Raw genomic sequence first — 25,995 nt, forward strand, 5'->3', positions numbered from 1 at the left:
CTAAGTCCTCTGCAGCTCGGCGATGAGGGTGTCGAGCGAGTCGAGATTGTAGAGATTTTCGGGCGGAGCCAGGAGTTCGGCGTCCTTGAGTCCGGTGGACGTCAGGATCGCGACCACGTCGCCGTCGAGTTCGACGCCGCGCTCCGACGCTTCCTTCGCGGCGGCGAGACCCGCGACGCCCGAGAATTCCTGGTACAGACCCCTGGCGGCGAGCCGCCGGCGCATATCCTGGAAGGTTTCTTCCGACGACGTGAGCGCGCGATCCCTCTGGTTTTCGAGCGCGACCACGCCGCGCCAGGAACTGACGGAGCAGGAAATGCCCATGGCGATCGAGGCCGGTCCGTTGACTTCCGTGGCAGGCTCGTTGCTGCTGACGGCGCGTGCGAGAGGTCCGCGCGTGGCCGGTTCGGCGGACAAGATCCGCGGCACATGATCGGTCAGGCCGAGAGTTTTGAGCTCCTGGAATCCCTTCCATACGCCGAACAGCATTTCGGCGTAGCCGGTGGGCGCCAGCACCGTACTCGGCACGCGGCGTCCAAGCTGGAGAAACAGTTCGTAAGCAATGGTCTTGTAGCCTTCCGGGCCGTAGGGATTGCCCGTATGGAAACGGGTCAGGTTGCTGGCGGGCATGAAGCCCGCTTCGTCGACGATGCGACGCAGCACGGTCCAGCGACTTTCGGTGGGGCTGGCGATGACATGGGCGCCCAGGCCGGTGATGAGACGCAGATAGGCGTCCGGCATGTTTTCGGCGACGATGACGGCGCAGGGCAACCCGGCGCGCGCCGCGTAGGCCGCAGCCGCCGCGCCGTGATTGCCCGATGAGGCCACTGCAATACCGCGCGCTTCCGACGCGATCGCAGCGCTGACAACGCAGTAGTTCAGACGATCCTTGTGGCTCCAGGTCGGGTTGCGGCTTTCGTCCTTCAGCCAGAGGCGTCCCTTGACGCCGATCTCGCAGCCGAAGTCTTCAGCGTCGACAAGGGGCGTGCCGCCTTCGCCCATGGACAGGCCGTCGGCAAGCGGAGGCAGAAGCGGCGCCCAGCGCGACAGGCCCGGCAACGGCGCCTGGTCGAACAGCGCCCGGTCGACCTTGTCGTAGTCATAGGCGATTTCCAGCGGATACTGCATGGCGTCGGTGGATGTCGCCGGACAGCCGCCGACGATCACCGGCAGGAGCGGGAAGCTCCTGGAGGGATCGCCAAGCGAACGTTGCCCGATTGCCGCGCTACCGGGCAGCATTCCGGAATTCAGTCTGGTCATGTGATTTTCGGCGTCACTTCTTCCGCAAACAGCTGCATCTGGTCGAGCAATTCCTGAACGTCGTTGGCGGCAAAGTAAAGACCGAGAAGATGGGTGACGCCGGCTTCGCGCGCCGCGATCGCCTTTTCCACCACTTCGTCGACGGAGCCGACGAGATTGACGTCGGAAAGATCCTGCTCGCCTTCGCTCTTAAGCGTTGATTTCTTCAGCGAAACCATATGTTTGTACATCTGGCTCTGGCTGAAGCGCTCACGCGCCTCTTCACGGGTCTTGCCGACATAGCATGTAAACTGCGGGGCGATCTGGATGGCTGAAGGATCGCGGCCTTCCTTTTCGACAAGTTCCTTTAGATGGGTGATCATGCCGCCCATCTTGCCGACGTCCATACCGGCCGGAATCCAACCGTCGGCGAGCCGCGCGACGCGCGGAAGATGTTTTGGGCTGTTGCCGCCGAAATAGATCGGCAGCTTCTTCTGCAGGGTCTTGGGCGCCAGCTCGACATCGCGATACTGGTAGTATTTTCCGTCGAAGCTGGAAACGCGGTCGGAAAAAAGCTTGTTGAGCGCTTCCACGCCTTCTTCCACCATTGCGCCGCGGTTTGCGCCGGAATCAGGCCACAGCGCCTCGAACTCCTCGCGGTAGGCGCCAACGCCGACGCCGATTTCCAGGCGGCCGCCGCTGAAATGATCGAGCGTGGCGATCTGCTTGGCCGTGACGACGATGTCTCGGCGCATCGGTAGAACCAGAATGCCGGTGCCAAAGCGCAGCTTGGTGGTGGCCGCGGCGATGAAGGCGTAGGTGATCAGAGGCTCCCAGAAGCGCGGCGGCTCCGGGAATTCGTCGCGAACATAGGCCTGCGTGGTCATGTGGTCGTTGCCCCAGACCGAATGGTATCCGAGATCTTCCGCATGAGTAGCGATCTTCAGGACGTTTTCCGTCGAAGAAAAGGGGATTGGATAGGTCAGGCCCTCCATTCCAGTTGGCAGTCCAGCGCTTACTATCATTTGCTTGTCTCCATCTCCACGGACCGGTCCTCTGCCGTGTCCTGTTTCATTTTCGCCCTCAATTGTGTTCTCAGGGCTTTGGTTTGATCGGTAATCACCGCATGGTCGTCATCGAGCGCGACGCCGTAGACGCTGCGCGCCTTTTCGGCCGACACCATGCCTTCGCGGACATCTTTTGCGACCATTTCGGCGGGACGCTGTAGTGGATCGCCGATGCCGCCGCCGCCCGGCATTTCGATGAGCAGCCGCTCGCCATAGGGCACCGTCTGCTGACCCTTGCCGCGCAGGTGTTCGCCCGATTTAAGACGAACGACGCCGGCTGCGCCGTCATGCCCGCCGTCACGGCCCCGGGGCGGGAACACAACCCGGTCGTAATTGGCGCTGACGGCGAAGGGCGCCGTATCCAGCGTGTCGACTTCCATGACCTGGCCGAGGCCGCCGCGGTAATAGCCTGCGCCGCCCGAATCCGTGCGGTATTCCTTGCGCCAGACGATCATGGGCGAGCCTGCCTCGGTGATTTCGATTGGCACGTTTCGCACGCCGGACGGAAAAGCGGTCGCAGACAGCCCGTCCTTGCCGGCGCGGGCGCCGGCGCCGCCGGAATGGAAGCTCATCACGTTGAATACTCGGGCGTCGGCAAGCGTTTCGGGTTCGGCGTCGACGCGGCCGGCGCCGCCCATCGCAAAGAGATTCCACAGGCACGAAGACCCTTCCGCCGGGACTGCGAGAGGATCTCCTGCCTGCGTTCGTACCTGCGACAGGCAACCGAACATGACGTCTGGCAACAACTGACCCGTAATGTGCCGTGTGGCGACGGGCAAGGGGTGCTTGGCGTTGAGAATGCAGTTTTCCGGCGTCGATATGCGGATCGCCGCAAGCGAAGCGGCGTTATTGGGCACCTTCGGCGCGACGACGCATTTGACGCCAAAGGTCGCGTAGGCTTCCGTGTAACAGAAGGGCACGTTGATGCCGAAAGGCGAAGGAGCGGACGTGCCCTCGAAATCGACGGATATGTGGTCCTCGTGAACGGTCAGCGCGGCGACCAGATCGAGCGGCCGTTCGTAGCCGTCGACCCGCATGGTGTTGTGGAAAGTGCCCGGCGCAATGTCCGCTATGGCTTCCTTCATCGCGCGGGCGGTCTTGTCTAGGATGTGTTCGCCGAGGGCGTCGAGGGTTTCGATGCCGAATTCGCTCATCATCTCCACCAGCCGCTCGCAGCCGATGTCATTGCAGGCGGCGAGCGAGTAGATGTCGCCGATCACCTGCACCGGTTCGCGCACATTGCCGCGCACGATCTCGATCATGGTTTCGTCGACCTTGCCCTCGCGGGCGAAGTACATCAACGGGATGTAAATGCCCTCTTCGTAGACCTGGCGTCCGTCCGGACCGATGCCGCGGCCACCGACGTCGACGACATGGCAGGTGCAGGCGAACAGGCCGACGCAGGCGCCGTTGTGCAACGCCGGCGTGACGACTGTGAAGTCGTGCAGGTGGCCGGTGCCCTTCCACGGGTCGTTGGTAATAAAGACATCGCCCGGCTTCATCGTGTCGACCGGGAAGCGGTCGATGAAGTGTCTTACCGCGCGGGCCATGGAGTTGACGTGGCCGGGCGTTCCGGTCACGGCCTGTGCAAGCATGTCGCCGTTCGTGTCGAAGATGCCGGCGGAGACGTCGCCCGCTTCGCGCGTCGACGTCGAAAACCCGGTGCGAATGAGCGCCTGCGCCTGTTCTTCAACGACCGAAATCAGCCGGTCCCACATGACCTGGTAGTGGATGACGGAAAGGATCGATGTGTCAGTCATGCCTCATTCCAGTCCAGAACGATGTGCCCGAGCGAGTTGACGCCCGCGTCGAAACGGGAGGTAACGATGGTGGTCGTCTCTTCCTCGGTGATGATGCAGGGGCCGGCGAGCGTGACGCCGGGTTCGAGCTCTGTGCGCCTATAGACCGGCGCCTCGATCATGTTTCCGGTCGCCGCGTCCACCATGCGACGGGCGCCGGCCGGGCAGACGGTTTTGCCGGTTTTCTCGTGACAGGCCTTTTCAGGCGCGGGCGCCGGCGTCGCCAGTCTCAGCGACCAGCCCGTGATCTCCGACACCAGTCCCGGTATCGAGCGTCCGAAGGTGTTTGTGTAATAGGACACGAACAGGTCGTGCAGCGCCTTGTGGGCCTCCGCCTCGAAAGGCGTTGCAGGGATGTCGACGGTGACTTCGTGGCCCTGGCCGACATAGCGCATGTCGGCTGTCCAGGTTTCGATCAGCGGCTGGTCGCCTGCGCCGGCCGACACGACCTCGAAGGCCTTCGCGTACATGTCCTTGCGCAACGCGTTGATCGCCTCGTTGTCGAACGTATCGTCGAGCGTTGCAAAGCGCGACTGGTTGATCTCGTAGGCGATCGGGGCAAGGAGAAATCCGACGGCCGAGCCCACGCCGGCGCTTGCCGGAACGACGACGCGCCGAATGCCCAGCTTGTCGGCCAGCCGGGCGGCGTGCAGCGGCGCAGCGCCGCCGAAGGCGATCATCGTACGGCCGCCGAGATTGCGTCCGAGTTCTACGGCGTGAACGCGCGAGGCGTTCGCCATGTTTTCCTCGACCACTTCCGATATCCCGATCGCCGCATTGAGCGGATCGAGTTCGAGCTGCGCGCCGATATGGTCCATCACCGCTGTTTCGGCGCGTTCGGGAAGCAGCGGGATCGATCCGCCTGCAAAGGTTTCCGGGTCGAGCCGGCCGAGCACGACATTCGCGTCGGTGACAGTCGCCGCAGTGCCGCCGCGGCCATAGCTCGCAGGCCCCGGTTCCGAACCCATGCTGTCCGGGCCGATCTGGATGCGCGACAACTCGTCGATACGGGCGATCGAACCGCCGCCGGCGCCGATCTCCACCATGTCGATGACGGGTATGCGCAACGGCAGGCCGCTGCCTTTCAGGAAGCGGTATTCGCGCGCAACCTCGAACGTGCGGGAATAATGCGGCTGGCCTTTCTCGATCAGACAGATCTTGGCGGTGGTGCCGCCCATGTCGAAGGACAGGATCTCCTCGTAGTCGGACTGGGCGGCCACGTGGGCGGCGAGGATCGCGCCGCCCGCCGGTCCGGATTCGACCAGACGCACGGGAAAGCGGCGGGCCATCTCGACCTCGGTCAAGCCGCCGGCGGAGGTGATCATGAAGAATGGGCAGTCGACGCCCATCTTTTCAAGCTCGACCGAAAGCTTGCGCAGATAGGTGTCCATGACCGGCTGGATATAGGCGTTGGCAAGCGCCGTGGACCACCGGTCATATTCGCGGATTTCCGGGCAGACCTCGCCCGAGAGCGTGATCGCGATGTCGGGCAGACGGGCAGAGATGATTTCGCGCGCGCGTTCCTCGTGAGCCATGTTGGCGTAGGGGTGCATGAAGCAGACGGCGACCGATTTGACCTCTTCCGCAGCCAGGCGGTCGCAGATTTCAACGATTTTCGCCTCGTCGAGGGGCTGGATTTCATTGCCTTGCGCGTCGATCCGTCCGGCGGCCTGAAAGCGCATCGCCTGCGGCACGAGCGGCGCGGGGCGGTCCATCATGATGTCGTACTGCTCGAAGCGGTTCTCATACGCCATGTCGATGGAATCGCGAAAACCGTCGGTGACGATCATCGCCGTCTTTGCGCCCTTGCGCTCGATGATCGCGTTGGTCGCGAGGGTCGTTCCGTGAATGACGATTCCGACATCGGACGGCGCCAGTCCAGCCTTCTCGAGGATAACCTTGACGCCGGTCAGCACGCCCTGTTCGGGCGCCGACGACGTAGTGAGCACCTTTGCCGTCACGCGCTGCCCGTCCCGGGTCAGCGCAAGATCTGTAAACGTCCCGCCGATATCGACCGCCAGACGCGCCGCATTCGTCATTCGGAAATTTCCTCCTCGCTCAGGTTGCCGCCGAGATACGCGTGGCGGATATTCGGGTTGTTTCGGACCTCTTCCGCGGTTCCCTCAAGGAACTTCCGGCCCATTTCAAGCACGATGGCCTTGTCGGAAATCAGCAAGGCGCCGTGGACATTCTGCTCGACGACCAGCACTGTCACGCCGTCGGCGGCGATGCGTTTGACGAACTCGAAGACCTCGCCCTGGGTTTTCGGCGCAAGTCCGAGCGATGGCTCGTCAAGCAGCAGGAGAGAGGGTTCCGACAGCAGCACCATGGCGGTCTCGAGCACCTGCTGTTCGCCGCCGGACAGATTGCCCGCCTTTTCGCGAATCTTCCTCGCAAGCATCGGAAAGCTTTCGAGCATCGCGTCGATACGATCGCGGTGTTCGTTGCGCGGTAGGGTGTAGCAGCCCATTTTGAGGTTTTCGGCCACCGTCATGTCCGGAAAGTTGCAACGCCCCTGCGGCACGAAGCCGATGCCCAGTTCGTAGCGCTCCCAGGGCGTCTTTTCCTCGATTTGCCGTCCGTCAAACAAGATTCCACCGCCGAGATGATCGCACGATCCGTAGATTGCGCGCATCAGCGTGGATTTACCGGCGCCATTGCCGCCGACGAAAGTCGTGATGGTGCCCTTTTCGAGGCGAAAGGACACGTCGTGGATGATCGGCTTGCCGGCGTAGCCGGCGGTCAGGCCGGTCAGCTCAAGCAGGTATTCCAAGATAGGCCTCCAGTACGCGCGCGTCCTGCTGCACGGATTTCGGGTCGCCTTCGGTCATCTTGCTCCCGCCGACGAACACGATGACGCGTTCGCACAGGCGCATGACAAATTCTACATTGTGTTCGACGATGATAAAGCTCTCGCCGGCGGCGTGCAGGTTGAGGATGACTTCCTCCACCTCGCGTATGCGCGTCGGATTGACGCCGGCGACCGGTTCGTCGAGGACGAGCAGTCGCGGTTTCGGCACCAGCCCGGCGGCAAGAGCCACAAGTTTTTTCTGGCCGTAGGACAGAATACGCGTCGGCGCATCGTAATATTTGCGCAAGCCTATCATGTCGACCAACTCGTCGGCGCGCACCATAGCGGCGTCGACCTCGCGGCGCATGCCGGGCAGGCGCAGTAAGTCTGCGACCCAGCCGGCCGCCTGAAAGGGGCGAGCGGCCTGAAGCAGGTTTTCCCTCAACGTCATCGACTCGTAGATGTGTACGGTCTGGAAGGTGCGGATCAGTCCGGACTTGGCGATTTTCTGCGGCGTCAGGCGGGTGATGTCGCGCCCGTCCAGCTTGACGCGACCCGCGTTCGGCCGCTGGAAACCGGAGATGCAGTCGATGGTGGTGCTCTTGCCCGATCCGTTGGGGCCGATGATGCCTGTGATGGTGTTGTGCGCGACCGAAAAGGACATGTTGTCCACGGCGTGCACGCCGGCAAAGCTCTTGCGAAGTCCTTCGACTTCGAGAAGCGGAGTTTTGCTGTTCATTGCTGCAACTCCGAACGCAGACGTTCTTCGCGTCGCTCCCGGATCCATCCGGCAAGCCCGTTCGGCGCCCATGTGACGAAGGCGAGCAGAGCCAGACCGTAGAGCACCATGCGCAGATCGACAGAGAAGCGCAGGACCTCCGGCAGGATCGACATCACGGCGCCGGCGACAAGCACGCCGACGAAGCTGCCCCTGCCGCCGACGATAACCATGATGAGGAAGGCCTGCATGAAGAAGAAATCGAAGATCAGCGGATCGATTACCCTCTGGTTAAAGGCCAAAATGCCGCCGGCCATGGCTGTGAAGAATGCGGACAGGAAGAAGGCGAGAAGTTTGTAGGCGGTGGGATTGACGCCCTGCGAGCGGGCAAGATCCTCGCTCTGGTTGATCGCGCGCATGGTGTCGGCAATCCGAGACGTGAAGAAGAGGTGCAGCAGAAGCAGGCTGATCAGGGCGAAAACGCCGGCAAGGTAATAGAAGCTGTATGCGCCGGCGACCTCGTGACCGAAGAAATACGGCGAGGGAATACCCGGAATGCCCATCGGTCCGCGCGTCAGAGACACCCAGTCGCGCGCCACCAGGGTGGTGAGCAGGGCGAAGATCAGCGTGACGACCACGAAGGAATGCCGATTGAGGCGCAGCGCCGGAAACCCGACTGCGATTGACAGGACGCCGGCGAACAGGCCGGAGAGCGGCAACGCCAGCCAGAAGCTCAACCCCAGATCCATGACGGCGATCACCGTGAAATACCCGCCGATGCCCCAGAAGGCGATATGGGCGAGCGACAGCAACCCGAGCAGACCGTAAATGACGTTCAGAGACATCGCCGCGACGAGATACAGGAACATGGTGACGCCGACGCTAAGTATGTAGCTGCTGGAAACGACCAACGGCAGCAACGCGGCTACGGCGACGACGATGATTGCAAGCAACGGCATTATCATCCGACCCGCATCCCGCCTCGGGAAAACAGGCCACTGGGTTTCAGCAGCAGCACCGTGATCATAATGAGAAAGCCTGCGGCTTCCTGCCAGACAACGGGAAAGAAGCCGCCGATCCAGCTCTCGATTATGCCAAGCGCAATGGCGGCGAACACGGCGCCTTCGATGCTGCCCATGCCGCCGATAATTATGATTGCGAACGCCTTGAAGACGAGAAACTGGCCGAGATAGGGTTGGACGAGTTGAACCGGGGCGACCGCGGCGCCGGCAAGGCCACAGAGTGAAGCCGCCAGAATAACTGCATTGCGGCCAATCTTGCGCGGCTGCATGCCAACCATCAGGGCGGCGTCGCGGTTTTGCGAGACGGCGCGCATGGCCCGGCCGATCTGGGTATAATTGAGCAATACATACAATGCGGCGAAGGTGACGGCCGACAGGACCGCTGCGGCGATGCGCGTCCATGCGACGCGTATATCGCCGATGTTGACGCCAGCGTAGCCGAACTCGGTGTTCACCAGCAGCGGGGTGGCGGTGAAGATGTACTGGATGCCATTGAGAATAACGATCGACAGCCCCATCGTAATCAGGATGCTGCGTTCGAATTCGCCATGCCCGAGCCTGGACAGGAATATCTCATAGATGAACCAGCCGGCGATGATCGCCGTCAGCACGGCGACGATGGCTCCGGGAATGTAGGCCAGTCCGAAAGCGGGGAGCGCAATCGCCATCGCGTATGCGCCAATGAGCAGCAATTCGCCATGGGCGAAGTTGACGATCCCCAGGACGCCGAAGAGCAGGGCGAGTCCGACCGCGATCAAAGCGTAGATCAGCCCGATCACAAGTCCGTTCGCGGTTAGTTGCAAAAAGTAGATGTAGTCCATGTTCTGTTCGCCGGCGGCGTATGCCTGTTTGTAGAGGTTCAGAGGCGGGAGGGATGTATCAATTCGAGGATTACTTCACATTTACTTCTGATTTCTTCTCAAGAAGTACTTATAGTCATAATGTATTTCTTAAAGTATAAGATATAGAGATCAAATGAAACTAAAGTTTCTATAACCATTGTTTTTCACCTTATGCCTAAAAAACGGGCTTGCTAGCGCTGTAACTTGTCATATGATGGGCTCTGATTGGATTTATTGTCAATCGAAAAATTGGATCAACTTCTTTATTCTTGTCCCGATAGGAGGAACACATGAAAATACTGCCTGTTATTCTATCAGTTGCCTCAATCTTGGGCGCGTCTGTGGCCGCCCAAGCCGAAAGCATCCTGATAGGCATCACCAATCCCTACACTGGTCCGGCGGCTATCGCCGCTGAGCGGGAAAAATGGGGAATCGACCTCGCCGTAGAGGAAATCAACGAGGCCGGAGGTCTGCTCGGCATGCAGATCGAACTCCTGCCGATGGACAACAAGTGCAATCCATCGGAGGCCGTGAACGTCGCGAACAAGCTGGTCGAAGCGAAGGTCAACGTCATCATCGGCGCCCACTGCAGTTCGGCGACGCTGGCGACCATGCCGATCATCGAGAAGGCCGGCATTCCGATGGTCACCGCCGTGTCGACCAGCCCCGCCATCACCGACCAGTCCGGCGTTGGCGGCAACAAGTGGGAATTCCGCATCAATCCGTCCGACGCGGCGATGATGAAGACGCTCGCCGGATATCTCGCCAAATCCGGCGACTTCAAGAAGGTCGCAATTCTCGGTGAGGACACCGATTTCGGACGCGGCGGCGCAGAATCCTTTGCGGCCTTCGCCAAGGAAGCCGGCGTCGAGATCATCTCCACCGATTTCGCGCCTCAGGGCATGCCCGACTTCACGCCGGTCCTGACCAAGGTGTCGCGCTCGAAACCCGACGCAATCGCTCTCTTCCAGCTAGGCTCCGACCAGCTGACCCTGCTGCGCAACGCCATGCAGCTTGGTCTGACCATTCCCTATACGGGCCGCGCCGAACTTGGCGGCCAGAATGAAGAGTTGATCAGCGCCGGCGGCATGGAAGGATCCGTCAGCGCCTGGACCTATTCGCCGGAGATCGACACGCCGGAGAACAAGTCCTTCGCCGAAAAGATTAAGGCGAAGCACGAGATCTCGCCGGTGCTGCAGACCTGGGCGGGCTACGATTCCGTCAACATCATCGCTCAGGCGATCAAGGAAGCCGGTAGCGCCGAACCGGCCGCCATCCGCGATGCGCTCGAAAAAATCGAGTTCACCACGGTGATGGGCAAGACGATCTCCTTCGACGATTATAACCAGGCCGGTGAGATTGTCGTGATTCTCGGCGTCAACGACAACAAGGTCGACATCCTGTCGCTCGAACAGGTCGCGAAATAAGACGACGCGATGCGGCGGGGTTCAGCCCCGCCGCTCATCATACAGCCAAATCTGCTACTTCTGCTCGCCGACAAGCTCATACACCGTCGTCGCATGGGTCATGCCCTTGGCGATCGTTCGGTCGACCTTGCGGAACGTGAAGGTGTCGCCGGCCTGATCCCGAACTGACTCGCTGACCAGAATGTCGGTGTCGTACTCCTTGTTGAGGCTTTCCAGCCTGGCGGCCAGATTGACCGTATTACCGAGCGCCGTGTAGTTCATTCGCTCCGACGAGCCGAGATTGCCGACGACGGCGACGCCGGTGTTGACGCCGAAGCGGGTGCGGAAGCGCGGCAGGCCTTCCGCCTCGAATTGCCTGTTGATGGCTTCGCTGGCTTGACGCGCGGCGAGCACGGCGCGACAGGCGCTTTTGACATGGTCGTCCTGCGGCTCCGGCGCGTTCCAGAACACCATGACTGCGTCGCCGATGAACTTGTCGATCGTGCCGCCCTCGGCAAGAAAGGCGTCCGTCAGGGCGCTGAAATAGCGCGACGTCTGGCTCATTAGCGCATTCGGGTCGGTGCTTTCTGCAATCGTCGTGAAGTTCTCGACATCAGTAAAGACGACTGAAAGGCCCTGCCGCACGCCGCCGATCTCCGTGGACACTTCGTCCTTCAGCAGTCTTCGCACGAGTTCCGAGGGAACGAAGCGCGAGAACGACCAGATTGCTTTCTGTGCGAGATGAACGGCTTCGCCGAGATTTCGGATTTCCCTGATCAGCGAGACAATCGGGCGGTCGGGCGGCGTCTGCATCGTTTGCAGCCTGTTGGCCTCGTCGGTGATCGCCAGCAACTGCCTGGATATCCTGCTGGCCGCGAACCAACTCACCGGCAAGAAGATTGCGCCGATCGCGCAGGCGACCAGGAAGCCGCGCCATTGCAGCCGCCGGATGTCGCCGGCGAAATCCGTCTCCTGGGCGATCAGGACGATATGGGCGCCGGGGAAATCCGGGATATGGAGCGGGCCGATTCGGTAGAGCCAATAACTTCCCTTGTCGTCGTGGACGCCGCCTGCCTCTCTTGCTTTTTCTCTCGAATCCGCAAGCGCGTCTTTTACGAGCCCGTCGTCGAGGTCGGCGATGGTCGGCAGCGCAACGCTGTCGCTGGCGCTCAGCTTTTTTGCAAGCAGGCTGTTATAGTGCGGATGCGCCAGCAGCGTTCCGTCGGCCATGTAGGCGACGCTGACAGTGTTTTCGACCTCCGCCTGTTCGGAAACGAAATGGCTGAATTCGACGGTCTGGATGTCAATCCCGACCACGCCCTGCATGACGCCGTCGAGCTCCGCGCTGACCGTTATCAGGGACTCGCCGCTGGCGTAGGAACGGTAGGGTCGCGATATGGCCGCGGTATGGTGACCTTTGGCGTCGAGATACCAGGGGCGCGTGCGGGCGTCGTATCCGAAATGCGGTATGGTGATTTCGCTGATCATCTGCATGTCTGCGTCGAGAAATCTGCGAAACAGCGGAAGCTGCCCGGGGGCGCCCGGGAAGACCTGATTCAGGATATAGACAGCGCCGTCTGGCGTCTGGAACACTTGTCTTTGCTCCGGTGTCAATTCTGAGACGCGCAGCAACTGCAGCCAATAGCCATCGGCGTATCCGACGTAAACGCTTTCATATCCCTCCGCCTGTTCAAGTATCATCCTGAAGAGTTCGATCGCCTGATTGTCGACTCCCGGACGTTTCTGATCGGCGATCGAGGGAATGGCGGAGAGGAAATTGACGAGCCTGACCGTATTGGCGAGGCGCGCGTTGATCCGCGTTGCGACGCGTTCGCTGACCGACTCCATGCTGTCTCCCGCCGAAGTGTGGACGGCGATCGTGAGTATTCGATATTGCAGGCCAATCAGCATCAGGGCCAAGGTGACGAGGATGACCATCACGAGGGACGTGATGGTGAGGCGAAATGATAGCGTCATGATTTTACAGCCTGGAGCTTCAGCGGGCGCTTGGGCCCCGGCAATTCTTTTTGATGAAAATCTGTTGTAAAGCTTTGCGGTAAACATACCCTTTCAGGTAAAGGCGAGACCTGAGCGAGATTCTGCTTCAAAGACATATTGATCCCGCAATCGCCGTGATAGAACGCCGGCGAGGCTGAACCGGAAAGGACCCATCCATGCGCAAGTTGCTTTTTGTCGGAATACTGGCGGCTCTGGCCCTTGGAGGCGCCTCGCACGCCGCCGACGGGGGAATCGTGGGAAGCTGGCGGTTTGAATCGATCGGCGGCGCGCAGGACTTCGATTCAGGCAAGACCAGCCTGGAGGTTACCCCGGAAGAAAACATCTCGATGACGATCGGCTGCAACCAGATGACGTCCATTCCGGCGATCGAGGGCGACAATATCGATTTCGGACCGGTAGCGGCGACGCGAAAGGCCTGTCCGCCGCCGCTCGGGGCTCTTGAGCAGAGATTGCAGGAAGCGCTGGCGGCTGTGAGCAATTTCACCATCGAAGGTGATACGCTGCAGTTGCGCGACGACAGCGGCGATCCGGTCGCCGTTCTCGTCAGGAAATAGAAGGAGTACGGGCGGCGGTCACGCCGCCCGATCGAAGCTTCAAGCGGCCTTGGCGTTGCGAATTCTGCCAACGGCGAGCGCGGCTTCCGCCGCTTCCCGACCCTTCAGCACGAAATGCTCCCGGTAGATCCGGGTATGGTGTTCGCTCGGCTGATAGTGATGCGGCGTCAACGACACCGACAAGACCGGGACGCCTGTCTCGAGACCCGCCTGCATCAAGCCGTTGACGACCGCCTGCGCCACGAAATCGTGGCGATAGATCCCGCCGTCGACCACGAAGGCGGCCGCGGCGACGGCTCCGTAGCGTCCAGAACGCGCGAGGTCGCGCGCAAGCAATGGCATTTCAAACGCGCCTGGAACATCGAATACGTCGATCTGTTCCGAAGGAATGATTTCCGAAAATCCCACCAGGGCCTGGTCGACAATATCCTTGTGCCAGTTCGCCTTGATGAACGCATATCGGGTGTGTGTCATGGTGATCTCCTTTCGTAACGACACGTCACCCAAGGCGATCACATGCCACACGATCCGCGGCGAGCGGGATCGGCGACACGTTCTCTTTCATCCGGACTATGACCGTCGGCTCAGGCGTCTCACCTGATCTGCTGACCCTTTCCTTGAAGAAAGGCGCTCGCGGGCTCGCGGCTTCCGCCGCATACCGCCGGTGGGGACTTCCACCCCGCCCTGAGAACGACGACATTATTTCTGCGAAAGTTGAAATATTCAAGCGGATTGACACGGTCGGTTACGCTGCGCTGCAAAACGTGTGATACTGCGTTGGAACTTCGTCGCATTTTCGGAGTTTCATGGACATTGATGTGTCCTTTCTTGCCCCGGTTAACCGAATGAGTCTTTCATGAACGCGCATACCGACACCAGGTCGGCGAGCGGTCGCATCCCGTTGATTCGGGGCGTCGAGGAACCCATACGCTCCCCGCTTGTCCATTCAGGAGATTTGCGAGACTACGGCGAGGCGCTGGCCGCCGGAAACATGTTTCCGGCCGAGCCCATACCGGAATTCGACGTTCACGGTCAGATCTCGGTCATCGCGCGCAATATCGGCGATGTCGTCGCCACACATAACGCCGCGAACCAGCAGGGCGAGACGATCACGCCCGCGGCCAACTGGCTGCTCGACAATTCGCACATCGTGGAGGAGGCGATCAGTGAAGTTCGACGGGATCTGCCGCCGCGATTCTACCGGCAGCTTCCGCAGATGGACGGCGCGGGCATGTCGCGGGTTCTGGCGATCGCCTGGCACTATGTCGCCCAAACCGACAGCGCCGTGTCCCGCGAGGGATTCGGGGCGATCGTCGACGGTTTTCAGGATGTCGAGCCGCTCCGGATCGGCGAATTGTGGGCGCTTCCCTCCGTGCTCCGCTTCGTGCTGCTGGAAAACCTTCGGCGGCTCGCGCTCAGGGTCGAGAGGGCGCGGGTGCTGCGCCAGCTCGCCAACAACGTCGCCGACCGGCTCGCCTCGATTCCCGACGACGACATCGATATCCTGCAGGATTATTCGGAGTATGCGCTTGATCGCAGTTTCGCCACCCAGTTGCTGCATCGTCTGCGGGACGGTTCGCATTCATTCAGTCAGGCGCTGGGATGGCTGGAAAGACGACTGGAGGAGGGCGGCAGCGACGCCGAGCAGATAACGCTCGACGAACATGCAGTGCTTTCCGGCGGCAATGTCACCACGGGCAACATTATTCGCGGATTGCGTCTCATTGACGACACGGACTGGATCGGCTGGTTCGAGCAGGTGAGCCGGATCGACCGGATGCTGCATGAGCGCACGGATTTCGGCCTGCTCGATGCGCCCTCGCGCAATGTCTACCGAAAAACCATTGAGAAGCTCGCCAAGCGGTCCGGCCTGAGCGAGTTCGACGTCGCCACAAAGGCGATCGATTTTGTCCAGGCCGGGCGTGAAACGGAAAGCAGCGTCGAGATCGGTTGCGCCCTTGTCGGCCGGATGCGCGTCGCATTCGAACGAAGCCTCGGATACAAGCCGCCAGTAGCCGACAGGCTGCTGCGGTATATCCGCGCCGCCGGCTGGCCGGCCATGGTTGTTCCCGTTGTCCTCTTCACCGCGATCATCGTCGCGGTAACGGCTTTCATTCTGGGTTATGCGGGCCTTTCAGCGGCCGGAATCGTCCTTCTTTGCCTGCTCGTCGCCCTGCCGGCCAGCGAAGCCGCGCTCGGTCTCTTCAACACGCTGGTGGCGCTTTTCGTCGAACCGAAACAATTGATCGCCTACGAATACAAATCAGGCATTCCGGCCCATGCGAGAACCATGGTGGCGATGCCGGTGATTCTTGCGACGCGCGACGACGTCGACGACGCTGTGCATAACCTCGAAGTCCACTATCTTTCCAACGCGGATGGCGAAATTCACTTTGCGCTGCTGTCGGACTGGCCGGACAGCACTATCGAACGTTCCGATCGCGACGACGAACTGCTCGATTATACCCGCATGCTGATCGCCGGGCTCAATGCCCGCTATCCGAAATCGCAGCATGTGCGGTTTTACCTGCTGCATCGCCACAGGTTGAAGAACCCGTCCGAGGACTGCTGGATGGGCTGGGAGCGCAAGCGCGGCAAACTTCATGAACTCAACGCCCTTTTGAAGGGCGGCGTCGAGACCACGTTCTTTCCACCGCACGATCCGCTTCCGGACGACGTCAAATATGTCATGACGGTGGACGCCGACACGCGCATGACGCGGGACGCCGTGCACCGGCTTGTGGGCAAGCTCGAACATCCGCTGAACCAGCCGGTCATCGATCACGCGTCCGGCCGCGTAATTTCCGGTTACGGCATATTGCAGCCGCGCGTTACGCCGTCGCTTACGACCGGCGACGAGGCGTCCTTCTTCCAGAGGATCTTTTCCGATGGCAGGGGCATAGACCCGTATGTCTTCACCGTGTCCGACGTCTATCAGGATCTGTTTCGCGAGGGCAGTTTCACCGGCAAGGGGCTTTATCACATCGACGCCTTCGAGGTGGCCTTGAGGCGGAAGATACCCGAAAACACCGTCCTCAGCCACGACCTGCTGGAGGGCGCCTATGCCCGCGCCGCCCTGGTGTCGGACATCGAACTGATCGAGGATTATCCCACCCGCTACCTCGTCGATGCATCGCGCCACCACCGCTGGGCGCGTGGCGACTGGCAGCTCCTGCACCGGATTTTCAGTCCGCGCTCGAAGCTGCCCGGCCTTTCGCGCTGGAAGATGTTGGACAATCTGCGCCGGTCGCTGATGCCGATTACATGGATCGCGGCGTCCGTGGCCGGCTGGAGCCTGCTGCCCTTCGCGCCGGCGGCTGTGTGGCAGCTTTTCCTGATCGTTACCGTGTTCTTCTCGCTGACCCTTGGCGTCATCGACGCCTTCATGCCGCGCACCATGGAGATGACGCCGCGAAGCTATCTGGCCTCGTTCGGCCGCAGTTTTGCGATGGGAACGGCGCAGGTGGCGATGCGACTGGCGCTCATGGCGCACATGGCCTGGTCCATGGGCGACGCGATCGTGCGGACGCTGCACCGTGTCTTCGTCACCCGCAAGCATCTGCTGGAATGGCGCACAGCCTCCCAGGTGGCGCGGGCCGGAACGCGCTCCTTGTCCGCTCACTACAGATCCATGTGGGGCGCGCTGGCCGTCGGCGCGGCCGGACTGGCGATACCGATCGCTTTCGGATCCTCCGGCGCAGCGATCGCAGCAGTCTTTGCCCTGATCTGGTTCGCCTCGCCGTCGATCGCATGGCTCATCAGCCGCTCCGCAGAAAGCGATGACCGGCTGATATTGCGCCCGGAAGACGGCGAGGCGCTGCGCAACATCGCGCGGCGAACCTGGCTCTATTTCGAGACTTTCGTCAACGAACAGCATAATTTTCTGCCGCCGGACAATTTCCAGGAGACGCCCGCTCCCGTAGTCGCGCCGCGAACCTCGCCGACCAATATCGGGCTCTATTTCCTGTCGGTCGTCTCGGCGCGCGACTTCGGCTGGATCAGCCTGACGGAAACCATCGAAAGGCTGGAACAGACGCTGACGTCGCTCGAAAAGCTCGAGCGATATCGCGGCCATATCTACAACTGGTACGACATCGAGACCCTTCAGCCACTGCAGCCGCATTACATATCTGCGGTGGACAGCGGAAACCTGGCAGGACACCTGCTCGCCGTGGCCTCCGCGTGCCGGCACTGGGCCGATGCGCCGGCTGCGCATGCGCAGGGCGATTTCCGCGGTATTCTGGATGTGCTTTCCATACTTGAGGATCAACACGCCGCATTGCCGGACGAACGGCGCTCACTTCGACCGTTGCGCCAGCGCATGCGCGAGCGGCTGGAAGGCATGCGGCGCTCCGTTCGCACCATGATCAACGAGCCGGAAACGGCCACGTTCCGGACAATCGATCTGACGGTGATCGCTGTCGACATCAAGAATCTCGCGGGCGGTCTCAACGAGGAAATCCGCAACGCCGACAGCGAGACGATCGTGCTCTGGGCGAACAAGCTCGAGAATGCCTGTCGCTCTCACCTGGCCGACGCTCATCTCGAAGGTTCCGGAGCCGCGAGCCTGCGCAGCCGGCTTCTCGGCATCGGCGACCGGGCGCGCAATCTCGCCTTCGGCATGGATTTCTCGTTCCTGCTGAACCGCGAGCGCAAGCTATTGTCGATCGGTTTTCGCGTCGCCGAGCAGCAGCTGGACGAATCCTGCTACGATCTTCTCGCATCCGAAGCGCGGCTCGCCAGCCTCTTTGCGATCGCCAAGGGCGACGTCCCGACGGAACACTGGCTGCGGCTTGGCCGCTCCGTCACCGAAATCGGATTTTCGGCGGCGCTGCTGTCATGGTCCGGCTCGATGTTCGAATATCTGATGCCGCCGCTCGTCATGAAGGAGCCGCTCGGCGGCATCCTCGACCAGTCATCGCATCTGATCATCCGCAAGCAGATCGCCTATGGACGGTCGAAGCGCATACCCTGGGGCGTATCCGAAGCGGCCTACAACGCCCGCGACACCCAGATGACCTATCAGTACACGAATTTCGGCGTGCCCGGGTTGGGCCTCAAGCGCGGGCTGGGCCAGGAAACGGTGATCGCGCCCTACGCCAGCCTGCTGGCGGCGCAGTTCCGGCCGGCCGAGGCGGTCGAGAATCTGAAGCGCCTGGAAAAACTCGGCGCCTGCGGCCGCTACGGCTTCCACGACGCGGTGGATTTCACGCCTGGTCGGGTTCCCGAAGGCCATGATTGCGCCGTGGTCCGGAATTTCATGGCGCATCACCATGGCATGTCCATCGTCGCGGTCGCCAATGTGGTGTTCGAAGGCCGCATGCGCGACCGGTTTCACGACGACCCGGTGATTGAAGCCGCGGAGCTGCTGCTGCAGGAAAAGGCGCCGCGCATCATTCCCCCCGCGCCGATCCGCAGCGAGGCGAGCGAGCAGGTCAAGCCCGCGGTGGTCGACGATCGCCCCGATTCGCGGCTGATCGAGAACCCGCTGAATGCGTCCCGCGCCGTCAACCTGATGTCGAACGGACACTATCATGTCATGGTGACCGCGGCGGGAACGGGCTATAGCCGCGCCGACGAGATTTCCGTCACCCGCTGGTCGGCTGATCCGACGGAGGATAAAAGCGGGACCTTCATATTCCTCAGAGACGCCGAAACGGGCGCCTGGTGGTCCGCGACCGCGGAACCGAAACGCATCGAGGGCGAGAAGGCGAGCGCGTTCTTCTGCGAGGACAAGGCGACGTTTTTCAAGACCGTAGGCGACTTCCGGTCGGAAACGGAATGCATCGTGCTTGGCGAGGGCAATGGCGAAGTGCGCCGTATCACGCTCATCAACGACGGTCAGGAAGAGCGTCATATGGAACTGACGTCATTCGCCGAAGTCGCGCTTGCATTCGAGGCTGCCGACAGCGCGCATCCGGCGTTTTCGAAGATGTTCGTGAAGACGGAAATCGACGGACAGGACAAAGTCATTTTCGCGACGCGAAGGAAGCGCTCCGACGGCGATCCGTCGATTGCGCTCGCCCACTTCATGACCTGCGGGGCCGGCGTGGCGCGCGACCTCGAGGCCGAAACAGACCGCCGGTCCTTCATCGGCCGGGGCCGGTCGATCGACACCGCAGCCGCCTTCGATCCGGGCGCGACGCTGTCGGGGAACGCCGGCCATGTCATGGATCCGGTCATGGCTTTGCGCTGCAAGGTGCGCGTTCCTGCGCGCAAGAAGGTTTCGCTCAGCTTCTGGAGCGTGGTCGCGGCCAATCGCGGCGATATCGAAGACGAGATCCGTCGCTTTCGCTATTCGGACATATTCCAGCGCCAGGCCATGCTCGCCTGGACCCGCTCGCAGGTGCAGGTCCGGCATGTGGGGCTGAGCCTGTCGGAGGCTGCGGGCGTTCAGAAACTGGCCCGGTATCTCCTTTATCCCGATCCGGTGCTGCGCGCGCAGCCAGAGACGATCGCCGAGCGCCTTGGACCGCAATCCACGCTCTGGCCTCTGTCGATTTCCGGAGACTTCCCGATATTCGCACTGCGCATCGGCGACGAGGCGGACATCGAGATCGTCGCCTCCGCGTTGAGGATGCAGGAGTATCTTCGCGCGCACGGATTGTTCGCGGACCTCGTCATCGTCAACGAACAGGCCTCTTCATACGTGCAGGATCTGCAGAACGCGATCGAACTGTTGTGCGACAACGCCCGGGCGCGGGGCCGGGAACTCGGGCCGCGACAGCATATCTTCACGGTTCGCCGCGACCTTGCCGATGCGGATTCCTATGGAACCCTGATCGCTTCCGCGCGCATCGTCATGCATACGCGCAACGGCACCATTCTCGATCAGATCGAGCGGGCGGAACTGACGGCGGTCCGGGACGAGGTGTGGCCGGAGGCCGTAAGGCGCGCCGCGTCCGACGTCGCTGTCAAGGGTGATGATACAGCGGTCACGCCTCCGAACGTCGAATTCTGGAACGGCTACGGCGGCTTCGACGATGGCGGTCGCGACTATGTCGTGCAACTCACCGGCGATCGCGTGACGCCGCATCCGTGGATCAATGTCATCGCCAATCCGTCGTTCGGCTTCCACAGCTCGGCCGAGGGCGCTTCCTTTACCTGGAGCAGAAACAGCCGCGATTTCCAGCTGACGCCCTGGTCCAACGATCCGGTGACGAACCGGCCGGGCGAGGCCCTCTATGTGCACGATCTTGACACGCATGAAGCCTTTTCGCCGCTCGCCTGCGTATTGCGTGATCCGGCGACCGCGTATCGCGCGCGCCATTCGCGCGGCGTGTCGCAGTTCGAAGCGACGCGGGGAGACATTACGGCGGAACTGACGCAGCTCGTCGATGCGGTAGCGCCGGTCAAGGCGCAACGCCTTAAGCTCGGGAACTCGGGCGACCGCAAGAGACGATTCAGAATTTACGCCTACTGCGAATGGCTGCTCGGCAACAATCGCAACAAGGCCGCAGCCTTCGTCATCCCGGGTTTCAATCGGGAAAATCGCGTCCTGACCGCCCGAAACCCCTACCATGTCGACTATGGCGATCGCGTCGCCTTCATGGCCAGCGATGCGCGCTGGCAATCGGTGACGGCCGATCGCACGGAATTTCTCGGCCGGGGCGGGGCGACCACGGCGCCGCTTTCGGTGCTTCGCGGCAACGACCTGACCGGAACAATCGAGGCGGGGCGCGATCCGTGCGCGGCGATCGCCTGCGATCTGGAAGTTCGACCCGGCGAAACCGTGGAAGTCCTGTTCGTGACCGGCGACGCCGGTTCGGATGAGGAAGCCGTATCCCTGGCGCGCGAACACCTTGATCGGGATTTCGATGAGCGGCTTGCCGACAACCGCCGGCGATGGGAGGATTTCGGAGAAACGCTGCAGGTCTCGTCTCCGGACCCGGCCTTCGACGCGATGGTCAATGTCTGGTTGCCCTACCAGAGCCTCGCTTGCCGAATCACCGCGCGGTCCGCCTTCTATCAGGCCAGCGGCGCCTTCGGCTTCCGCGACCAGCTCCAGGACACGCTTGCGTTGCTGCTGCAGGATCCGCAACTGGCGCGCACGCAAATCATCAATGCGGCGGGGCGGCAGTTCAGGGAAGGCGATGTGCAGCACTGGTGGCTGCCGGGCAACGGCGCAGGCGTGCGAACAATGATCTCCGACGATGTCGTCTGGCTCGCCTATGGGACGCGGCATTACATCAACGTCACCGGTGACGCCGGGATTCTCGACGAAAAGATCCCTTTCCTAGAAGGCGCGAAGCTGGAAGAGGGCGAACACGACCGGTTTTTCGAGCCGGATGCCTCGGACGAAAAGGCAAGTCTCTACGAGCACTGCGCGCGCGCACTCGATCTCGCGGTGAGCCGGACCGGCGAGAACGGCGTTCCGCTGATTCTCGGAGGCGACTGGAACGATGGTATGAACCGGGTCGGCGAGAAAGGGCGCGGCGAAAGCGTCTGGCTCGGCTGGTTCCTGCTCAAAGCGTTGCGGGACTTTGCCCCGATTGCCGAAAGCCGCGACGACGGCGCGCGCGCGCGCGACTGGCTTGCCCATGCGGATCGTCTTCAGGCGGCGCTGAACGACAGGGGATGGGATGGCGAATGGTACAGGCGCGGCAGTTTCGACGACGGAACGCCGCTCGGATCCCGCCATTCCGACGAATGCCGCATCGATTCCATAGCCCAGTCCTGGGCGGTCCTGTCCGGCGGCGGCGATAGTGACAAGATGGAAACCGCCATCGACTGCGTGATGGACATGCTCTTTGATGACAAAGATCAAATCATCAAGCTGTTCACGCCGCCATTCGAACATACCAAAAATGATCCGGGCTACATCAAGAACTATCCGCCCGGCGTTCGCGAAAATGGCGGGCAATACACCCACGCCGCCATCTGGATGGTCATGGCGCTCGCGCAGATGGGGCGAGCCAATGACGCCTGGCGCGCGTTTTCGATGCTCAATCCGGTCAATCACGCGCGCGACGAGGAAGCCGCCGATCGGTACAGAGTCGAACCCTATGTGGTTGCGGCCGATGTCTACTCGGGGGCGGAAAAAGGCGGTCGAGGCGGCTGGACCTGGTACACCGGGTCAGCCGGTTGGTTGTATCGCGCGGCCGTAGAGGCGATTCTCGGGATTCGCCGGGAAGGCGACCGTCTGCACATCGATCCGCGCCTGCCGTCGCACTGGGAGCATTGTTCCGTAACGCTCAAGATCGGCGAAGCGCGTTACAACATCGCGATGCATCACGGCGACAAGGCTGGCCTGATTTTCAACGGAACCGACACAGTGGGGCCCATACCCCTGACGGACGGACTGCATGAAGTCCGGATATCCGTGCCGCGTGCATCGAAAACCAGCAGGCTATCACGGCAACCGCAGCTGAAACTGGTGCAATAATAATACTTTACGCGCGTGCCCGCGTTCACGCTGAATTACTGCGTTGCGAAATAATTGTAGCTGCATTGAGGCAACTCATCCGCAATTTGCCCGTTTTTACCCCGTGCACTGTTTTCCGGGGGCAAGGCGACCCCCTTGGCTAGAATCAGGAGTCTCCTTGTCTCTATTCGCGATTTATCTGCGTTCGATGGCTGCGCTTTTTACCGAGCGGTGGAAGGTGGCGGGCATATGTTTTTCCAACTGCGCCCTGGCCGTCATCCTGATTGCTGAACCCATCCTGTTCGGCAACATCATTGAAGCAATATCGGAAAAGGAAAATTTGTTCCTCCGCATGGCGGGCTGGGCCGCGCTCGGCGGCGCAAGCATCGTCGCGGTGGTCGTGGTGTCGCGCGAGGCCGACCGGCTTGCGCACAAGCGCCGGGTTGAAGTTCTCACCGATTCCTTTGAGTCAATCATGACCATGTCGCTCGCCTGGCATCATCGCCACGGCACGTCGCATGTGCTGCACACCTTGCTTCGGGCGTCCGAAACACTGTTTTCCCTTTGGCTCGAATTCATGCGTCAGCATCTGGCGACCGCCGTCACGTTGGTGCTGCTCGTGCCGACTGCGATCGGAATGGACTGGCGCATGGCGATTGTCCTTTTCGGTCTTGGGGCCTCCTATATCCTGATCAACCATATCGTCATGAAAAACACCAAGGCCGGCCAGGCAAGGGTCGAGGGCCACCATCACCAGGTGTTTTCCCATGTCAGCGACTCCATTTCCAATATCTCCGTCCTGCAGGCCTATGGCCGGGTGACGCAGGAGGCCGAGGCGCTTCGCCGTTACACGGGCGACCTGATCGACGCGCAGTATCCCGTGCTCAACTGGTGGGCGCTGGCAAGCGCGTTGCAGAAACTCTCAGCGACGATCTCGATGATGATCGTGCTTCTGATCGGCTCTGTTCTCGTTCAAAGCGGCGAATTGCGGATCGGGGATATCGTCGCCTTCACAGGCTTTGCGACACTGCTGATCGGCCGGCTCGACCAGATCACCGCCTTCGTCAACCAGGTGTTCGAGTCCCGCGCCAGGCTTGAGCCGTTTTTCCTGATGCAGGACGCCGTGGACGAACGCCACGATTCCGCCAGCCATGAGGTCGAAACGCTCAAGGGCCACATCTCCTTCGAAGATGTTTCATTCAAGTTTCCGGATAGCCGGGACGGCGTGCGCGACGTCAGTTTCGAAGTCCCGGCGGGCCGGACGGTGGCGATCGTGGGGCCAACCGGCGCGGGCAAGACCACGCTCATCAATCTATTGCAGCGTGTTTTTGATCCTGACAAGGGTTCTATCCGCGTCGACGGCATCGATACGCGCACGATCACCAGACGGTCGCTTCGCGCGCAGATCGCCACCGTTTTTCAGGACGCCGGCCTTCTGAACCGGTCGATCGAGCAGAACATCCGTCTCGGACGCAGCGACGCCGGCTACGCCGAAATCCACGAAGCCGCCACTGCTGCAGCCGCGCAGGATTTCATTCTCGCCAAGCGGGACGGTTACGACACGGTGGTCGGCGAGCGCGGCGCGCAGCTCTCGGGCGGCGAGCGCCAGCGCATCGCCATCGCACGCGCAGTACTGAAGGACGCGCCCATACTGGTGCTCGATGAGGCGACCAGCGCGCTCGACGTGGAAACCGAGCGGGAGGTGAAGGACGCCATCGACAGGTTGCGGGCGAACCGCACCACGTTCATCATCGCGCACAGGCTTTCGACCGTTTGCGACGCGGATCTCGTAATCTTCATGGACAATGGTCAGATCATCGAAACCGGGTCGTTTGAGGAACTCGCCGCGCGCAACGATGGCCGGTTCGCTGCTCTTCTGCGGGCCGGGGGCCTTCTCGACAAGGATCGCCTTCACGCAGTCTCTCCACAGGCGCAGGCTGCCTGATGACGGACGCAGCCGGTAGTCCGCATTCGGGACGCGACGGCGTTCCGGCTTCGCGCGATACAGCAAACCGGAACACGTCCATCGACGTCATTCGCGCGCTGTGCCTGATCATGATTTTCGTCAATCACGTTCCTGGCAATCCGCTGGAACGGCTGACGACAAAGAATTTCGGTTTTTCGGATGCGGCGGAAATCTTCGTGCTGCTGTCCGGCGTCTCGGCCGCCTACGCCTACGGCGCGAAATATCGCCAAGGGGCCCGTCTGGTCACGACGCTGAAGATCTGGCGGCGATCGGGCGTGCTGTATGTGGCTCATCTCGCAACGACGGTAGCAACGCTCGGCATCTTTTCGTTTCTGGTGATCGTTTATGCAAAACCCGAGCTTCTCGAGGCTATCAACATCGGGCCGGTCATGACCGAGCCGGCCAAGGCGCTTGTCGGGCTGGTGACGCTCGGCCATCAGCTCGGCTACAACAATATCCTGCCGGTCTACGCCATCATTCTTCTCCTGCTCCCGTTGTTCCTTGCGATCGGGGAGCGCAGCCTGACAATAATGGTGGCGCTTTCAGGGGCAATCTGGTTGGTGAGCGGATACCTGCAAATTGGCCTGCCGAATTATCCGAATGACGGCGTATGGTTCCTCAATCCGCTGTCGTGGCAATTCCTGTTCGTTATCGGGATTGCTGCGGCTCTGCATCTGCGTCGCGCTGGAGCACTGCCGGCGCGTCGGGACTTGGTTCTCGCCAGCATTGCCTATCTCGTTCTTTCCTTCGCCTGGGTCCGCATACCGCTCTGGGGCGTCGATGCGTCTTTCGGACTTCCCGCCGTTCTGACGGGCTTCGACAAGACATTTCTCTCCCTGCCGCGGCTGATACACGTACTCGCCGCCGGTTACTTGATCGCGATGATTCCGCAACTGGGCCAGATCTTCCGATTGTCCGTCAGGCATCCGCTTTCGGTTCTGGGGAGACATGCGCTGCCGGTGTTTCTGCTTGGAACCTTGTTATCGATGGCCGCCCAGGCCTGGCGGATCGCACACGGATCCACCAACCTGTCCGACATCGCCATGGTGAGCGGAGGAACAATGCTGCTCTTCGCATTGGCATGGTTTCTCGAATGGCACAGGGAGCTTTCCGGGAGCCGGCCTGCAGCCAGGAGTGGACAAACTCCCGATCTCGTCCTATCCACCCTTGTTGCGCGCGGCGATTGAACAACTGTAACGATGTCCGCG

15 protein-coding genes and 1 riboswitch are annotated in these 25,995 nt (G+C 61.4%); of the genes, 5 read left to right on the forward strand and 10 right to left on the reverse strand.

Annotated elements, in window-relative coordinates:
* Genes AAFN47_RS25825 through AAFN47_RS25860 form a run of 8 tightly spaced genes read right to left on the reverse strand, consistent with a single transcriptional unit; the run spans window position 1 to window position 9,457 of the window.
* Window positions 1-1,260 (reverse strand): threonine synthase, encoded by a 1,260-nt coding sequence (locus AAFN47_RS25825; RefSeq protein ID WP_499812112.1) that lies wholly within the window; start codon window positions 1,258-1,260, stop codon window positions 1-3.
* Window positions 1,257-2,264 (reverse strand): LLM class flavin-dependent oxidoreductase, encoded by a 1,008-nt coding sequence (locus AAFN47_RS25830; RefSeq protein ID WP_499812113.1) that lies wholly within the window; start codon window positions 2,262-2,264, stop codon window positions 1,257-1,259. Before AAFN47_RS25830 ends, AAFN47_RS25825 begins: the two co-directional genes overlap by 4 nt.
* On the reverse strand, window positions 2,261-4,066 hold the full coding sequence (locus tag AAFN47_RS25835) for a hydantoinase B/oxoprolinase family protein (RefSeq protein ID WP_499812114.1): 1,806 nt from the start codon (window positions 4,064-4,066) through the stop codon (window positions 2,261-2,263). The genes AAFN47_RS25830 and AAFN47_RS25835 overlap by 4 nt, the downstream gene beginning before the upstream one ends.
* Window positions 4,063-6,144 (reverse strand): hydantoinase/oxoprolinase family protein, encoded by a 2,082-nt coding sequence (locus AAFN47_RS25840; protein ID WP_499812115.1) that lies wholly within the window; start codon window positions 6,142-6,144, stop codon window positions 4,063-4,065. Before AAFN47_RS25840 ends, AAFN47_RS25835 begins: the two co-directional genes overlap by 4 nt.
* Complete coding sequence (locus AAFN47_RS25845) at window positions 6,141-6,878, reverse strand: ABC transporter ATP-binding protein (RefSeq protein WP_499812116.1); 738 nt, start codon at window positions 6,876-6,878, stop codon at window positions 6,141-6,143. Before AAFN47_RS25845 ends, AAFN47_RS25840 begins: the two co-directional genes overlap by 4 nt.
* On the reverse strand, window positions 6,862-7,635 hold the full coding sequence (locus tag AAFN47_RS25850) for an ABC transporter ATP-binding protein (protein ID WP_499812117.1): 774 nt from the start codon (window positions 7,633-7,635) through the stop codon (window positions 6,862-6,864). The genes AAFN47_RS25845 and AAFN47_RS25850 overlap by 17 nt, the downstream gene beginning before the upstream one ends.
* Complete coding sequence (locus AAFN47_RS25855) at window positions 7,632-8,579, reverse strand: branched-chain amino acid ABC transporter permease (RefSeq protein WP_499812118.1); 948 nt, start codon at window positions 8,577-8,579, stop codon at window positions 7,632-7,634. The genes AAFN47_RS25850 and AAFN47_RS25855 overlap by 4 nt, the downstream gene beginning before the upstream one ends.
* A complete protein-coding gene (locus AAFN47_RS25860; protein WP_499812119.1) occupies window positions 8,576-9,457 on the reverse strand; it encodes a branched-chain amino acid ABC transporter permease in 882 nt (293 codons plus the stop codon). Before AAFN47_RS25860 ends, AAFN47_RS25855 begins: the two co-directional genes overlap by 4 nt.
* A 311-nt stretch (window positions 9,458-9,768) precedes the next feature.
* Here AAFN47_RS25860 and AAFN47_RS25865 point away from each other — a divergent pair, with 311 nt between their 5' ends.
* Complete coding sequence (locus AAFN47_RS25865) at window positions 9,769-10,905, forward strand: ABC transporter substrate-binding protein (protein WP_499812120.1); 1,137 nt, start codon at window positions 9,769-9,771, stop codon at window positions 10,903-10,905.
* A 54-nt stretch (window positions 10,906-10,959) separates the two neighbouring features.
* Here AAFN47_RS25865 and AAFN47_RS25870 read toward each other — a convergent pair whose 3' ends face one another.
* Window positions 10,960-12,861 (reverse strand): adenylate/guanylate cyclase domain-containing protein, encoded by a 1,902-nt coding sequence (locus tag AAFN47_RS25870; protein WP_499812121.1) that lies wholly within the window; start codon window positions 12,859-12,861, stop codon window positions 10,960-10,962.
* Window positions 12,862-13,058: 197 nt separating this feature from the next.
* Between AAFN47_RS25870 and AAFN47_RS25875 the strand changes: the two genes are divergently transcribed.
* Window positions 13,059-13,457, forward strand: a complete 399-nt coding sequence (locus AAFN47_RS25875) for an META domain-containing protein (RefSeq protein ID WP_499812122.1) — start codon at window positions 13,059-13,061, stop codon at window positions 13,455-13,457.
* Between the two features lie 39 nt (window positions 13,458-13,496).
* Here AAFN47_RS25875 and AAFN47_RS25880 read toward each other — a convergent pair whose 3' ends face one another.
* Window positions 13,497-13,931, reverse strand: coding sequence for a 6,7-dimethyl-8-ribityllumazine synthase (locus AAFN47_RS25880; RefSeq protein WP_499812123.1), 435 nt, complete (start codon window positions 13,929-13,931; stop codon window positions 13,497-13,499).
* 75 nt (window positions 13,932-14,006) lie between these two features.
* Window positions 14,007-14,153, reverse strand: a riboswitch (FMN riboswitch).
* Between the two features lie 160 nt (window positions 14,154-14,313).
* Between AAFN47_RS25880 and AAFN47_RS25885 the strand changes: the two genes are divergently transcribed.
* From AAFN47_RS25885 to AAFN47_RS25895, 3 genes are all read left to right on the forward strand, one after another.
* A complete protein-coding gene (locus AAFN47_RS25885; protein ID WP_499812124.1) occupies window positions 14,314-22,842 on the forward strand; it encodes a GH36-type glycosyl hydrolase domain-containing protein in 8,529 nt (2,842 codons plus the stop codon).
* Window positions 22,843-22,999: 157 nt separating this feature from the next.
* The gene (locus AAFN47_RS25890; protein WP_499812125.1) at window positions 23,000-24,766 is read left to right on the forward strand and encodes a glucan ABC transporter ATP-binding protein/ permease; all 1,767 of its coding nucleotides are present in this window, start codon (window positions 23,000-23,002) and stop codon (window positions 24,764-24,766) included.
* A complete protein-coding gene (locus tag AAFN47_RS25895) occupies window positions 24,766-25,974 on the forward strand; it encodes an OpgC family protein (RefSeq protein WP_499812126.1) in 1,209 nt (402 codons plus the stop codon). The genes AAFN47_RS25890 and AAFN47_RS25895 overlap by 1 nt, the downstream gene beginning before the upstream one ends.
* Window positions 25,975-25,995: the final 21 nt, after the last annotated feature.

This window comes from Hoeflea sp. CAU 1731, from assembly GCF_039888615.1.
Taxonomy (GTDB): domain Bacteria; phylum Pseudomonadota; class Alphaproteobacteria; order Rhizobiales; family Rhizobiaceae; genus Flavimaribacter.